The organism is Stenotrophomonas sp. YJH_SMC_19, from assembly GCF_059367915.1.
The window spans coordinates 44636-58414 of record NZ_JCAFRI010000021.1 but is presented as its reverse complement, the minus strand read 5'-3'; the positions used below and the strand labels follow the sequence as shown (position 1 = coordinate 58414).

The window sequence follows — 13779 nt, the reverse complement described above, 5'->3', positions numbered from 1 at the left end:
TAAAATGTCGTCCAATGGCCAGCAGCTTATCGCAAGCAACTGAACAATGACCCTGTGGGTGCTCGGACTGAATCACCAGACCGCACCGGTGGAGCTGCGCGAGCGCGCGGCCTTCGCCGGTGAGGCGTTGCCGCGCGCGCTCGGTTCGCTGCGCGATACTCCGCAGATCGCCGAGGCGGTGCTGCTGTCCACCTGCAACCGCACCGAGCTGTATGCCGTGGCCGATTCGGCACAGGCACTGGACCAGTGGCTGCACGCCCAGGCCGGCGACCTGCAGGGCTACCTGTACCAGCATGCCGATGCAGAAGCCGTACGCCACCTGTTCCGGGTCGCCACCGGCCTGGACTCGATGGTGCTGGGCGAACCGCAGATCCTCGGCCAGGTGAAGGACGCATGGTCGACGGCGCGTGACCACGGCCTGCTCGGCCAGCGCCTGGACCGCCTGTTCCAGCAGACCTTCTCGGTGGCCAAGCGTGCGCGCACCGATACCCAGGTCGGCGCCAACCCGGTATCGGTGGCGTCGGCGGCGGTGCGCCTGGCGCAGAACGCGTTCGCGCGGCTGGACGATTCCACCGTGCTGCTGGTCGGTGCCGGCGAGACCATCGAACTGGCTGCACGGCACCTGAGCGAAGGCAAGGTGCGCCGGCTGCTGATCGCCAACCGCACCCTCGCCCACGCGCAGGAACTTGCCAGCCGCCATGGTGGCGTAGCCCTGCCGCTGACCGAACTGGACCGCCACCTGGGCGAGGCCGACGTGGTGTTCTCGGCCACCGCTGCGCGCGAACCGGTGATCCACCGCGAGATGGTGGCCAAGGCCCTGCGCGCGCGCCGGCACAAGCCGATGCTGCTGTTCGACCTGGCCGTGCCGCGTGACATCGAGGCGGAGGTCGGCACGCTCAACGACGCCTTCCTCTACACCGTCGACGACCTGGAGCGCGCGGTGGAAGACAACCGCCGCGGACGCCGCGAGGCGGCCGCCGAGGCCGAGGCGATCATCGACCTTCAGGTATCGCGTTTTATCGAGACCCAGCAGGCCAGCGCCCACCAGGCGCCGCTACGACAGCTGCGTGCGTTCGGCGAGGCCACCCGCACTGAACTGCTGGAACGCGCGCGCCAGCAGCTGGCCAACGGCAAGCCGGCCGACGAAGTGCTGGAACTGCTGGCCCACGGCCTGACCAATCGATTGCTGCATCCTCCTACCGCTGCCCTGCGCGCTGCCGCACTGAGCGGCGATGCCGACCTGACCCGCGCCGCCGAGCGCCTGTTCCCGGCTACGCCGGGTTACCGCCACCCACCCGTGAGACCCGATGACGCCGACCCTGCGCCGTAAGCTGGAAGCGCTGGCCGAGCGCCGCGAAGAACTGGAACGCCTGCTCGCCGAACCCGACGTGGTCGCCGACAACACCCGTTTCCGCGACCTTTCGCGCGAATTCGCCCAACTTGAACCGGTTGCCACTGCACTGGCCGATGAAGCACGTGCCAAGGCCGATCTGGCCGCCGCCGAAGGCATGCGCGCCGACCCCGACCTGCGCGAGCTGGCCGACGAGGAAATCGCCGCCGCGCAGGCGCGCCTGCTGGAACTGGAGCAGGAACTGGCGCTGCTGCTGGTACCGCGCGACCCGCGCGACGAAGGCAACCTGTTCCTGGAAGTGCGCGCGGGTACCGGCGGCGATGAAGCGGCGATCTTCGCCGGCGACCTGTTCCGCATGTACGCCCGCTATGCCGAGCGCCAGGGCTGGAAGGTCGAGATCGAATCGGACAATCCCGGCGAGCACGGTGGCTACAAGGAAGTGGTGGCACGGGTGGTCGGCCGTGGTGCGTTCTCGCGCCTGAAGTTCGAATCGGGCACGCACCGTGTGCAGCGCGTGCCGGCCACCGAATCGCAGGGCCGCATCCATACCTCGGCGGCCACCGTGGCGATCATCCCGGAGGCCGACGAAGTCGATGACATCGTCATCAACCCGGCCGACCTGAAGGTGGATACGTTCCGCTCCTCCGGCGCCGGTGGCCAGCACGTCAACAAGACCGAGTCGGCGATCCGCATCACCCACGTACCGACCGGCGTGGTGGTGGAATGCCAGACCGAACGCAGCCAGCACGCCAACCGCGACAAGGCGATGAAGCGCCTGAAAGCGCAGCTGCTCGACGCCGAGCGCCAACGCCAGGACGCGGCGCAGGCCGAGTCGAGGCGCCTGCAGGTCGGCAGTGGTGATCGCAGCCAGCGCATCCGCACCTACAACTTCCCGCAGGGGCGCATCACCGATCACCGCGTGGAGGGCCTGACCCTGTACGACCTGCCCAACATCCTGGCCGGCGACCTCGATCCGCTGCTGCAGCGGCTCAGCCACGAACACCAGGTCGACGCCCTGGCCCAGCTGTCGGCAGGCTGAGCACGATGTCGGCCTGGCAGCAGCGACAGCAACTGCAGCAAGCGATCGCCCGCCAGCCCGACGACTTCGTCGCCTGGGTGATGTTGGCCGACGTGGAACTGGAAGCCGGCGACATCGCTGCCGGCGAACAGGCCGCGCGACGTGCGCTGCAGCTGCGCCCGAATCACCCCGAAGCGCTGGCACGGCTGGGCCGCGTGGCGTGGATGGCCGGTGCACATGGCGATGCGGCCAAGCTGCTCGGCCAGGCCTCGGCATTGGCACCGCAGCATCCCGGCATTGCGCTGTGGCTGGGCCATGCACTGGAAGATGCCGATGATGCCGAAGGCGCGTCGGCGGCCTATCGACGCGCGCATGGGCTGATGCCGGCCGAGCCGTACATCGCCGCCCAGCGCCTGGCCTGGCAGCGTCGCCTGTGCGATTGGCAGGACCTGGACACGCTGGCGGCACAGGTGCGCGCCGCCGTTGCCAGCAGCCAGGGCGTGGTCGAGCCGTTCGCCTTCCTCAGCGAGGACGCCAGCGCTGCCGAACAGTTGGCCTGCGCGCACACTCGTGCGCTGGCCGTGGCTGCCTCGGTGCGGCCATTGCCTCCGGCAACGGTGCGCCCGCACGGCCCGCTGCGCGTCGGCTTCCTCTCCAATGGGTTCGGCGCACATCCGACCGGATTGCTGACCGTGGCGCTGTTCGAGCAGCTGCGTCGCGACCCCGCACTGCAACTGCATCTGTTCGCGCTGAACCGCGACGACGGCAGCCGCATTCGCCAGCGCCTGCAGGCAGCGGCGCAGCTGCATGATGTGACTGGCCTGCGACACACCGATACCGCCGCACGCATCCGCGCACAGGGCATCGACCTGCTGTTCGACCTGCGCGGCTGGGGCGGTGGCGGCACGCCGGAAGTGTTGGCGATGCGCCCTGCCCCGCTGCAATTGAACTGGCTGGCCTATCCGGGCACGTCGGGGGCGCCGTGGATGGACGCGGTGGTCGGCGATGCCTTCGCCCTGCCGCCGGCACTGGAGCCGTGCTACAGCGAACGCGTGCTGCGCCTGCCACGAGCCTTCCAGCCGTCAGACAATACGCGCGTGCTGGAGCCTGCGCCGACCCGTGCGGACTGCGGCCTGCCCGCGCAGGGCGTGGTGTTCTGCTGTTTCAACAACAGCTACAAGCTCAACCCCCGCAGCATGGGCCGTGCCTTCGCAGTGCTGCAGGCAGTGCCCGGCAGCGTACTGTGGCTGCTGTCCGGACCGGGCCAGGCCGACGCCCGCCTGCGCACTGCCGCGCAGGCTGCCGGCCTGGACCCGGCGCGCCTGGTGTTCATGGCCAAGCTGCCGCATCCGCAGTACCTGGCCCGTTACCCGCTGGCCGACCTGTTCCTCGACACGCATCCGTACAACGCGCACACCACCGCCTCCGATGCGCTGTGGGCCGGCTGCCCGGTGCTTACCTGCCCGGGTGACACCTTCGCCGCGCGCGTGGCCGGCAGCCTCAACCACCATCTGGGAATGGCACGGATGAATGTCGCCGACGATACGGCGTTCATCACCACCGCCAGCGCGCTGGGCAACGACCCTGCAGCACTGGCGGCGTTGCGCGCTGAACTGGCACAGGCGCGCGAGCGCAGCGGGCTGTTCGACATGGGCGGGTTTGCCCGCGATCTGTCGGCGTTGGTGCAGCAGCTGGCGCGCGAACACGGCTGGCTGGGAACAACCGAACCGACTGGGTAATGCCGGCTGGGTAATGTCGGCTGGGTAATGTCGGCTGGGTAATGTCGATTGGATGACGTCGACTGGGTAGAGTCGACTGCTGGTCGACTGCCCTCGGCAGGAAGCCGAAAACCCCGCGCTGCGCGCGATAGTCGACTGACCGTCGACTCTACCCGGCGTCGACATCGCCTGGGCAGCCCCTGCGCTACGCTCGGGCTTCCTCCCCGCGTGGTGTGACGATGGCCAAGCTCAAGCGCAAGGACTACGACGAACTGCTGCTGCCGCTGCAGCTGGAACTGACCGCCATGGCGCGCTGGGTGCAGCACAGCGGACAGCGCCTGCTGGTGCTGTTCGAAGGCCGTGATACCGCAGGTAAAGGCGGCGCGATCCAGGCCATCAGCCAGCACCTCAACCCGCGCCAGTGCCGGGTGGTGGCGCTGCCCAAGCCCACCGACCGCGAAGCCACGCAGTGGTACTTCCAGCGCTACGCCTCGCACTTGCCCGCCGCCGGCGAGATCGTGCTGATGGACCGCAGCTGGTACAACCGCGCAGGCGTCGAACGGGTGATGGGCTACTGCAGCGAGACCGAGTACCAGCAGTTCCTGCGCCAGGCGCCGGTGTTCGAACAGCTGCTGGTGGACGACGGCATCCTGCTGTTCAAGTACTGGCTGTGCGTGGACCAGGAGCAGCAGGAGAAGCGCTTCGCCGAGCGCCATCTCGATCCGCTGAAGGGCTGGAAGCTCTCCCCGGTGGACCTGAAATCGCGCAGCAAGTACAGCGCCTACACCGAGGCCCGCGAGGCGATGCTGCGCGCGACCCATCGCGAGGCGGCACCGTGGACATTGGTGGATTTCAACGACCAGCGGCTGGGCCGGCTGACGCTGGTGCGCAACCTGCTGGACCGGTTGCCGGACACGCGCGTGGATGCGCCGTTGCCGGAGCTGCCGAAGCTGAAGGGCAAGCTGCATCGCGAGCACTACGATGTGCTGAAGCCGATCGAGGACTTCCCGGTCGAGGATTAGGGTGGGTCGGCAGGGCCTGCGGCCCTGCACCTGCCGAAGCCAGAGCAACGGCAACAGCAACAGCAACGGCGGGCTTCCTGAGGGATGGCGGGGCGAGTCCGGGTGCGGGGGGCGCTGCAAGTACGTCCATGTAAGCTCGGTCGCGGCTTGCTCGTGTGCGCTGTCCTGCGAACACGGCAAGACCGGGGTTGGGCGTCCTGCCCAACCCGCCCGAGGCGTGCCTCGCGCCCATGCGGCTCACGCCCCCGCACCCGGACCCACCCCGCCTTCGACAGATTTCCGCGATCTGTCGTTGATCCACACCATGTGTGGATGCTCTTCGAATTCAATTCGAAAAATTCGATTTGTCTGGAGAATCATCCACGCATGGCGTGGATCTACCAGACATGAGGAATCTGTCAGAGGTGGGGCGGTGTCGGAGTGCGGGGTGTCAGCCGCATGGATGCGGCTGCCAAGCTTACAGGGACGTACTTGCAGCGTCCCCGCACTCCGACACCGCCCCGCCATCCCACGGATAGCCCGCTGTTGCTGTTGCTGTTGCTGTTGCTTTTGCTGTTGCTGGGGTTGCCGGCCAGCGGCCGGCACTACCGCGGGTGCAGGGCCGCAGGCCCTGCCGCCCAACCCCATTACTTGGCAGCAGCGATCTGCTTTTCGATGTCGGCGGCCGTCACCGGGCCGAGGAAGGTGTGCGCCAGCTTGCCCTGTGGATCCAGCAGGTGCGTCAGCGGCAGGCCGCGCGGCGTGGCGAAATCGGCCGGCGGATCGAACGGGTCCACGATCACGATCGGATAGGTCACCGGATGCTTGGTCAGGAACGACTGCATTTCCGGCACTTCGATGTCCTCGTAGGCCAGGCCGACCACTTCGATGTTGCTGCGCATCGCATGCAGCGCCGACAGCTCGGGCATCTCCTTGCGGCACGGGGCACACCAGGTCGCCCAGAAGTTCACCACCACCCACTTGCCGCGGTGCGCGGCCAGGTCGTAGTCGCTGCCATCCACCGCCTTCATCTTCAGCGTCGGGAACTCGGCGGTGGTGCGCTCGGCCGGGGTTTCCTCGACCGGTGCCGGTGCGGTCGGCGTCGGTGCCTGCGCCGGCGGTTGGCTGCTGGCCGGCGTCGGCTCCTGGGCCGGCTTGCAGGCCGACAGTGCCAGCAGCAGGGCCAGCGGGAGCAGCAACGGGGTCTTGCGGGTCATGGCATGTCTCCAGAGTCGGTATAGATATCGCTGACCTTGCGCTTCAGGCGTTCACGCAGGGGCAGTCGCAGATCATCCAGCGCCGCCAATGCGGCACGGCCCAGGCTGTCGTCGCGATACGGCAGATGCTGCTCGGCTACCGGAATGCGCAACTGGGTACATTCGTAAAGATCGGCAAGGCTGACCTGGTCCAGGTCGCGCGAGAGCAGCCATTCGCCACGTTCATCGCGGCGCAGCAGGCCGATCTCCTGCAGGTTGCAGGCCAGGTCCTGCAGCAGCGAATCGGTCAGCATCGGCTCCAGCCGCAGGATTTCATCGTCGGCCAGGCCCTTGCCCTTGGCACGGGCGTGGTGGAAGCGGCCGAGCAGGCGCAGCAGGCCATAGAACTCGTAGCCCTGCGGCAGGCGCAGTTCCACCGGCTGGTAGCGGAAGGCCGCCATCGACGAAGACAACGACGCGCCCAGCAGCACCGCCACCCAGCACAGGTAGATCCACAGCAGCAGGATCGGCACGAAGGCGACCGTGCCATACAGCTTCTGGTAGGACTGGAAGCTGCCCAGGTAGGCGCCGATGCCCCACTTCACCAGCTCCAGGATCACCGCGGCCAGAATGGCGCCAGGCACTGCATGCCGCCACTTCACCGTGTGGTGCGGCACCACCCGGAACATCAGCGTGATGCAGACGAACTCGATCAGGATCGGCGCCAGCCGCAGTGCCAGTTCGGCCAGCCAGCGGCCCTCCTGGGTGCCGAACAGCGGCATCGCGAACACCCGCGCCGACACCGCCAGCGAAGCCGCCGCGAGCATCGCGCCCAGCGTCAGTACAGTCCAGTAGACCAGGAAGCGGGTCAGCTTGGGCCGGGTCGAGCCGACCCGCCAGATCTGGTTGAAGGTTTCTTCAACACTGTTGAGCGTGATCAGCAGCGACACCACCAGCGCGATGAAGCCGGCGGCGGTGAGCTGGCCGGCACTGGCCGAGAACTGCCGCAGGTAGCCCTCGGCCGCGCGCGCGGCATTGGGCACGAAGTTGGAGAAGACGTAATCGCTGAGCTGGTCGCTCCAGCGGTCGAAGACGGGGAAGGCCGAGAGCACGCCGAACACCACGATCGCCAGCGGTACCAACGCGAACACCGTGGTGTAGGCCAGCGCCGCCGCTGCCTGGAACAGGCGGTCGTCGAGGAAGCGATGCCACAGGAAGCGGCCGAAACTGATGGCCCGTGCACGATCCCGCGCGCGCTCCATCCACAGGTTGAGCGTATCCAAAGGTTCCATCGGTGGAAGGGTACCCGATGCGGAATGCTGGCAGGATAGCCATACTGGCGACCACACGACGAGGAGAAGCGGGCACGATGGGCGAGATTCTGGTGCTGTACTACAGCCGGGGCGGTTCGGTGGCACGGCTGGCGCGCCAGATCGCGCGGGGCATCGGCGAAGTGCCGGGCATGAGCGCGCGCCTGCGCACGGTGCCGCCAGTGGCCGCCGTGACCCAGACCGCGCAGCCGCCGGTACCCGACGACGGCGCCCCCTACGTGAGCGTGCAGGACCTGGTGGAATGCCAGGGCCTGCTGCTCGGCAGCCCCACCCGCTTCGGCAACATGGCCGCGCCGGTCAAGCACTTCCTGGATGGACTGGGCGCCGAATGGGTCAATGGCACCCTGTCCGGCAAGCCGGCCGGCGTGTTCACCTCCACCGCCTCGATGCACGGCGGCCAGGAATCGACCCTGCTGTCGATGCAGGTGCCGCTGCTGCACCACGGCTGCGTGATCGTCGGCATCCCGTTCACCGAACCGGCGTTGAGCCACACCACCAGCGGCGGCACGCCCTATGGCGCCAGCCACGTGGCCGGTGCCGCCGACGATCCGCAGCCGACCGACGACGAGGCCGTGCTGGCCCGCGCGCTGGGCCGCCGGGTGGCCGACATCGCGCAGCGGTTGGCCCGATGAGCCGCCCGCCGCGCACGGTCCTGCTGCTGGCCCTGATGGGGCTGGCCGCGCTGTTCGCAGGCTGGTTCATCAATGACAAGCACTGGCTGGCCACCCAGCTGGTGTTCACCGCGCCGCCGCTGGCGCTGGCCTTTGCGCTGCGGCTGGGCTGGCGCAAGGCCGGGTTCTGGGCCTCGGTGCTGGCGCTGGGCTGGTTCAGCCACGGCGTGATGAGCGCCTGGAGCCACCCGGAAACACGCTGGCTGGCGCTGATCGAAATCGCCCTGGCCCTGCTGGTGATCTTCAGCGCCAGCCTGCCGGGGCTGCGCGCCCGCTTCGGCAAGCGACGCTGACGCTGCGCCCGCCGGGCCGTATCATCTGTGTTCCTGGCCCCGCGCCGCTGTACCTGTCCTGGTTTCGCGCATGCACATGATGGAAGAGCTCCTGGTCGTCACCACCGGTGGCACGATCGACAAGATCTACTTCGACGACAAGTCGGACTACCAGATCGGCGACCCCCAGATCGGCATGATCCTGCGCGAGCTGGGCGTGACGTTCCGCTTCAACGTGATTCCGATCCTGCGCAAGGATTCGCTGCACATCAACGACGAAGACCGCGAACTGATCCGCGCCACCATCGCCGCGCAGCCGACCCGCCACGTGCTGGTGACCCACGGCACCGACTCGATGGTGCAGACCGGCAAGGTGCTGGCGACGATCCCGGACAAGACCATCGTGATGACCGGCGCGCTCAGCCCGGCGCGGTTCCGTGGGTCGGATGCGGAGTTCAACATCGGCTGCGCGATCGGTGCGGTGCAGTCGCTGCCGAGCGGCGTATACATCGCCATGAACGGTCGTATCTTCGATCCGCAGCACGTGCGCAAGAACGTGGCCGCCAACCGCTTCGAGTCGGTCTGAGGAACAGCGTGCCGACCAAGGTCGGCACGCACCAAAGCGCTGCCCTTGCAAGGCCGGTACCTACCCAAAGAAGAACGCCCCGGCCTGAGCCGGGGCGTGCCCATGGAGAGGGGCTTGGGCTCAGTACTGGGCGTTGAGGGTCAGGCCCGAGAAGGTGCTGTAGGCCTTCACCCGCACATACCAGGTGCCGGCGGCAGGACTGTTGATGGTGCAGGTCTCGCTGTTGCCGCTCAGGTACGGACGGCAGGTGTAGGTGGTATCGGTCGGGGCACTGCCTTGGCGCACATACAGGTCGGCATCACCGCTGCCGCCACTGATCGCGACGCGCAGCTGGGTGCTGCCGGCCGGAACCGCGACGGTGTAGTTCAGCTCGGCACCGGTCGCAGCGCCCAGGCCGGTCACCGGCACGTTGTTCTGCAGCACGTTGCCACCCGGGTTCGGGTTGCCGCCACCATTGATCGCTGCGGCCACGGCGGCATTGGCGTCGATGATGCCGGCGCCGCAACCACCCGAGCAGGCGCCCGGCAGCGGACGTGCCGTGCTCTTGATGATGCTCTCGACCTGCGCCGGGCTCAGCGGGCTCGGAGCGACCGACTGCATCAGCGCGACCACGCCGGCCACGTGCGGCGCCGCCATCGAGGTGCCGTTGTACGACGCGTAGGTCGCGCTGCCCGGCGTGGTGGTGCCGGTGTTGAGGGTGGACAGGATGCTCTGGCCCGGTGCCGAGATGTCGATGCCGGTACCGTAGTTGGAGAAGCTGGCACGTGCACCGGCCGAGGTGGTCGCCGCCACCGCGATCACGTTCGGGCAGTTGGCCGGCACCGACGAGGACACGTTGGTGTTGCTGTTGCCGGCGGCGACCACCACGGTGGTGCCACGGCCGACCGCGCCGTTGATCGCGTTCTGGTAGGTGGTCGAGCAGCTGCCACCGCCGCCCAGCGAGAGGTTGATGACTTCGGCCGGATTGGCGTTGGCCGGTACGCCGCTGACGGTGCCACCGGACGCCCACACGATCGCATCGGCGATGTCGGAGGTGTAGCCGCCGCACTTGCCGAGCACGCGCACCGGCACGACCTTGGCATTGAACGCGGTACCTGCCACGCCGGTACTGTTGTTGGTCACCGCCGCGACGGTGCCGGCAACGTGGGTGCCGTGCCAGCTGGAGTTGGAGGCCGGGATGCCCGAGCCACACTCGTTGGCGCCGTACCAGTCGCCTTCGTCGTTCGGATTGTTGTCGCGGCCGCCGCCATCACGCGCCATCGCGGCGTCGCTGATGAAGTCATAGCCCGGCAGGATGTTGGCGTTCAGATCGGCATGGTTGGTGATGCCGGTATCGATCACGGCCACCACCACGCCGGTGCCGGTGGCCTTGTCCCAGGCCGGCCGGATGTTGATGCCGGCATTGGAGGTGCCGAAGCCCCATTGCTCGCTGAAGCGGGTGTCGTTCGGGGTCAGCGTCGCGCGCATGATCTGGTCGACTTCGACGTATTCCACGTTCGGGTCGGCGGCCAGCTTGCGCATCAGCAGTTCGGATTCGGCCTGGTCGAGCGGACGGTCGGTCTTGACCAGGGTCGGGCCGACGGCCAGCTTGCGGACCTGCTGCAGGCCCAGCGCGCGGCCCTGGCTGCTGGCCAGGCCGGCGGCGGCCGTCTTCAGCGACGAAGCCAGCGCAGTAGTGTTGGCCACGGCGGCGCTGCCGTCGCGGTACTTGACGATGAAGCGCTGGTGCGTCGGCGCGGACTGCAGGCCGCTGAGCTGGACATCACCGGCCAGCGCAGGCGTGGCCAGCAGCAGCGATGACAGAACGGACGCACCAAGGACCACCCACACTCGACGCACACGCGGTTGCGTTACCTGGGACATCGTATTTCCCTTTCTTGTGGTGTGAATGCCGGAATCGGCAGAAGCACCGGCCCGAACCCGGGGCTGGCTTGCATTGGCGAGGTTCGAAGTCCGGTGAGTCAGCGGATCCCCCTAACGATCCGCCGTGCACATGACGCTAATGGCCGAAACCGGACACCACAAGATTTTCAGCGTCTTTTCAGCAAGATGAAATGTTCGTTCTGAGACTTTTCGGGTCGAGGGTTTGTGAAGGTGAAGGAACCTTCTCGTGTCCTGCACAGACCTGACTGGGCCGTCACGTGTCCTGGAATGACTATGCCGACATCGGCGTTCGCTGATTCGGGGGTCAGATCCCTTTTCCCATGGAAAAGGATCTGACCGCAGGCCCACAACGCAGAAAGCCCGTCACGGGGGACGGGCTTTCCGGAAGCGCAGTCGAGCGTGGCTCGACGCTACAGTTTCAGCGTGGGCGATCAGCCCAGCTTGACCAGCCAGTTGTGGCGGTCCGGCAAGCGGCCGTACTGGATGTCGGTCAGTTCCTTGCGCAACGACATGGTCACTTCGCCGGCCGGCGCGTTGATGTCGCCCACCGAGAAGCCCTCGCCCTTCAGCTGGCCGATCGGGGTGACCACCGCGGCGGTGCCGCAGGCGAACACTTCGGCGATCTCGCCGGAGGCCACGCCCTGCTTCCACTCGTCGATGCTGACCTTGCGCTCTTCGACCTTCATGCCACGGTCGCGGGCCAGCTGCAGGATGCTCTCGCGGGTGATGCCCTCGAGGATGCTGCCCGACAGTTCCGGGGTCACCAGAGTGCCGTCCTTGTAGACCAGGAACACGTTCATGCCACCCAGTTCTTCCAGGTACTTGCCTTCGACCGGGTCGAGGAACAGCACCTGCGAGCAGCCCTGTGCCTGCGCCTTCTGCTGCGGCAGCAGCGAGGCAGCATAGTTGCCACCGCACTTGGCGGCACCGGTGCCGCCCTTGGCCGCACGCGCGTATTCGGTGGACAGCCAGATCGACACCGGGGCAACGCCCTTGGCGAAGTACGGGCCGGCCGGGCTGGCGATGACGTAGTAGCCGGCCTTGTGCGCGCCACGCACGCCGAGGAAGGCTTCGTCGCCGATCATGAACGGACGGAAGTACAGGCTGGACTCATCGGCCGACGGCACCCAGTCACTGTCGACCGCGATCAGCTGCTTCAGCGATTCGACGAAGATCTCCACCGGCAGTTCCGGCAGCGCCAGGCGCTGCGCCGAACGCTGCAGGCGACGGCCGTTGGCATCCGGACGGAAAGTCCAGATCGAGCCATCGGCATGGCGGTAGGCCTTGATGCCTTCGAAGATTTCCTGGCCGTAGTGCAGCACGGCCGCAGCCGGATCCAGCTGCAACGGGCCGTAGGCACGCACGTTGGCGTTGTGCCAGCCGGCATCCTTGTCCCAGCGCACTTCCACCATGTGATCGGTGAAGTGCAGGCCGAAGCCCGGCTTCTCCAGGATCTTGGCGCGCTCTTCAGCGCTGCGCGGGTGGTCCGAACGGGTAACGGCGAAGCTGGGGATGGACTGGGACACCGGAGGATTCCTGTTCTGGTTGCGGGTAGTGCCGGGCCCGCGTCACTGCGGGCCCTGGGTCAAAGCATGCCGGTCTCGAGCCGGGCCGCCTCGGACATCATGTGCTGGTTCCACGGCGGGTCGAACACCAGGTCGACGTCGGCCTCGGCCACCGTCGGGATCATTTCAAGCTTGCTGCGCACGTCGTCGACCAGGATGTCGCCCATCCCACAACCCGGTGCGGTCAGGGTCATCTTCACGTCGATCTCGCGCTGGCCTTCGTCCAGGTGCTTGATCTCGACCTCGTAGACCAGGCCCAGTTCGACGATGTTCACCGGAATTTCCGGGTCGAAGCAGGTGCGCAGCTGCTGCCACACCAGCTGTTCCACCTGTTCATCAGTGGCGTCGGCCGGCAGTTCCAGCGGTGCCGGTGCCTCCTTGCCGATGGCGTCGCCGTCCTTGCCGGCGATGCGGAACAGGTTGCCCTCGACGAACACCGAATAGCTGCCGCCCAGCGCCTGGGTGATGTACCCATAGCTGCCGGCGGGCAGGGTTACGGTATCGCCCTGCGGGACCATCACGGCCTCGCAATCGCGCTCGAAGTGGACAGGTTCGCTGCTACGGGAATACATGGGGACCGATATGGGGCCGTGGCCGGGGCCACGCAAGACGGCATTCTAGCCCAGCCGCTCCGGCACCGCCGGTGCACCGCCGCAAACCACAGTATCCTGTGGGTGATCTTCAGGGAGCTTCGATGTCCTCCAATGCCGCGCGTGCCAGGACCGTGACCTGGCTCTGGCCCATCATGCTGTTGCTGGGCCTGGTTGTTGCTCCCCTTGCCTGGATGGTGCTGGCGCTGATGACCGGCCGGCAGGTCGGCTGGATGGCGGTACTGACCGCCCTGGAACTGGTGTTCATGCTGCGCATGGGTACGCTCGGCCCGGGCCGGCTGCGCATCGTGCTGGTCGTGGTGGGCACCCTGCTGGTGGCCGCCGTGGCCAACTGGACCATCGCCAGCGCCTGGATGGGCGGCTCGATCGGGCTGGACCTGTGGGACGCCACGATGCGGATGGGCCCGCACCTGGCCTGGACCCTGATCACCCTGGCCAATGGCGCGGTGGAGTGGCTGTGGCTGGCGCTGGGCCTGGCCGTGGGCGCCTGGCTGGCGCGCTGAGCGCGCCGGTTGCCACGCCCGCCGGGGACATGCAGGTAGATCCACGCATGCGTGGATGGGATGGTAGTGCCG

General features: G+C 67.5%; 13 protein-coding genes. 8 read left to right on the top strand and 5 right to left on the bottom strand.

Features of this window, described 5'->3' with window-relative positions; all coding sequences use genetic code 11:
* Positions 1 to 46 precede the first annotated feature (46 nt).
* The 4 genes from hemA to ppk2 all read left to right on the top strand — a co-directional run bounded on the left by hemA (position 47) and on the right by ppk2 (position 5109).
* The gene (gene hemA / locus AC5P5R_RS18135) at positions 47 to 1330 is read left to right on the top strand and encodes a glutamyl-tRNA reductase (RefSeq protein ID WP_012479225.1); all 1284 of its coding nucleotides are present in this window, start codon (positions 47 to 49) and stop codon (positions 1328 to 1330) included.
* A complete protein-coding gene (gene prfA, locus AC5P5R_RS18130; protein ID WP_024957328.1) occupies positions 1308 to 2390 on the top strand; it encodes a peptide chain release factor 1 in 1083 nt (360 codons plus the stop codon). The genes hemA and prfA overlap by 23 nt, the downstream gene beginning before the upstream one ends.
* A 5-nt stretch (positions 2391 to 2395) precedes the next feature.
* Positions 2396 to 4108, top strand: coding sequence for an O-linked N-acetylglucosamine transferase, SPINDLY family protein (locus tag AC5P5R_RS18125; RefSeq protein ID WP_099497492.1), 1713 nt, complete (start codon positions 2396 to 2398; stop codon positions 4106 to 4108).
* 218 nt (positions 4109 to 4326) lie between these two features.
* Positions 4327 to 5109 carry a polyphosphate kinase 2 gene (ppk2, locus tag AC5P5R_RS18120; RefSeq protein ID WP_005408184.1) on the top strand — a complete coding sequence of 261 codons (783 nt, stop codon included), beginning with the start codon at positions 4327 to 4329 and terminating at the stop codon, positions 5107 to 5109.
* Between the two features lie 626 nt (positions 5110 to 5735).
* Here ppk2 and AC5P5R_RS18115 read toward each other — a convergent pair.
* Both AC5P5R_RS18115 and AC5P5R_RS18110 read right to left on the bottom strand, forming a co-directional pair.
* Positions 5736 to 6305 carry a TlpA family protein disulfide reductase gene (locus AC5P5R_RS18115; protein ID WP_005408183.1) on the bottom strand — a complete coding sequence of 190 codons (570 nt, stop codon included), beginning with the start codon at positions 6303 to 6305 and terminating at the stop codon, positions 5736 to 5738.
* Complete coding sequence (locus AC5P5R_RS18110) at positions 6302 to 7576, bottom strand: YihY family inner membrane protein (RefSeq protein WP_005408182.1); 1275 nt, start codon at positions 7574 to 7576, stop codon at positions 6302 to 6304. The genes AC5P5R_RS18115 and AC5P5R_RS18110 overlap by 4 nt, the downstream gene beginning before the upstream one ends.
* Positions 7577 to 7653: 77 nt before the next feature.
* Between AC5P5R_RS18110 and wrbA the strand changes: the two genes are divergently transcribed.
* From wrbA to AC5P5R_RS18095, 3 genes are all read left to right on the top strand, one after another.
* Positions 7654 to 8247 (top strand): NAD(P)H:quinone oxidoreductase, encoded by a 594-nt coding sequence (gene wrbA, locus AC5P5R_RS18105; protein WP_005408181.1) that lies wholly within the window; start codon positions 7654 to 7656, stop codon positions 8245 to 8247.
* Positions 8244 to 8579 carry a DUF2069 domain-containing protein gene (locus AC5P5R_RS18100; RefSeq protein WP_005408180.1) on the top strand — a complete coding sequence of 112 codons (336 nt, stop codon included), beginning with the start codon at positions 8244 to 8246 and terminating at the stop codon, positions 8577 to 8579. Before wrbA ends, AC5P5R_RS18100 begins: the two co-directional genes overlap by 4 nt.
* A 79-nt stretch (positions 8580 to 8658) precedes the next feature.
* Positions 8659 to 9144, top strand: a complete 486-nt coding sequence (locus AC5P5R_RS18095; RefSeq protein WP_010481766.1) for an asparaginase domain-containing protein — start codon at positions 8659 to 8661, stop codon at positions 9142 to 9144.
* Positions 9145 to 9264: 120 nt separating this feature from the next.
* Here the strand turns inward: AC5P5R_RS18095 and AC5P5R_RS18090 are convergent, their stop codons facing one another.
* From AC5P5R_RS18090 to sufT, 3 genes are all read right to left on the bottom strand, one after another.
* Positions 9265 to 11007, bottom strand: a complete 1743-nt coding sequence (locus AC5P5R_RS18090; RefSeq protein WP_005408178.1) for a S8 family peptidase — start codon at positions 11005 to 11007, stop codon at positions 9265 to 9267.
* Between the two features lie 452 nt (positions 11008 to 11459).
* Positions 11460 to 12554, bottom strand: coding sequence for a branched-chain amino acid aminotransferase (locus AC5P5R_RS18085; protein ID WP_049431421.1), 1095 nt, complete (start codon positions 12552 to 12554; stop codon positions 11460 to 11462).
* Between the two features lie 59 nt (positions 12555 to 12613).
* The gene (sufT, locus tag AC5P5R_RS18080; RefSeq protein WP_012479222.1) at positions 12614 to 13165 is read right to left on the bottom strand and encodes a putative Fe-S cluster assembly protein SufT; all 552 of its coding nucleotides are present in this window, start codon (positions 13163 to 13165) and stop codon (positions 12614 to 12616) included.
* Between the two features lie 122 nt (positions 13166 to 13287).
* On the opposite strand from sufT, the gene AC5P5R_RS18075 reads away from it, so the two are divergent.
* Positions 13288 to 13707 (top strand): hypothetical protein, encoded by a 420-nt coding sequence (locus AC5P5R_RS18075; RefSeq protein ID WP_024957742.1) that lies wholly within the window; start codon positions 13288 to 13290, stop codon positions 13705 to 13707.
* Positions 13708 to 13779: the final 72 nt, after the last annotated feature.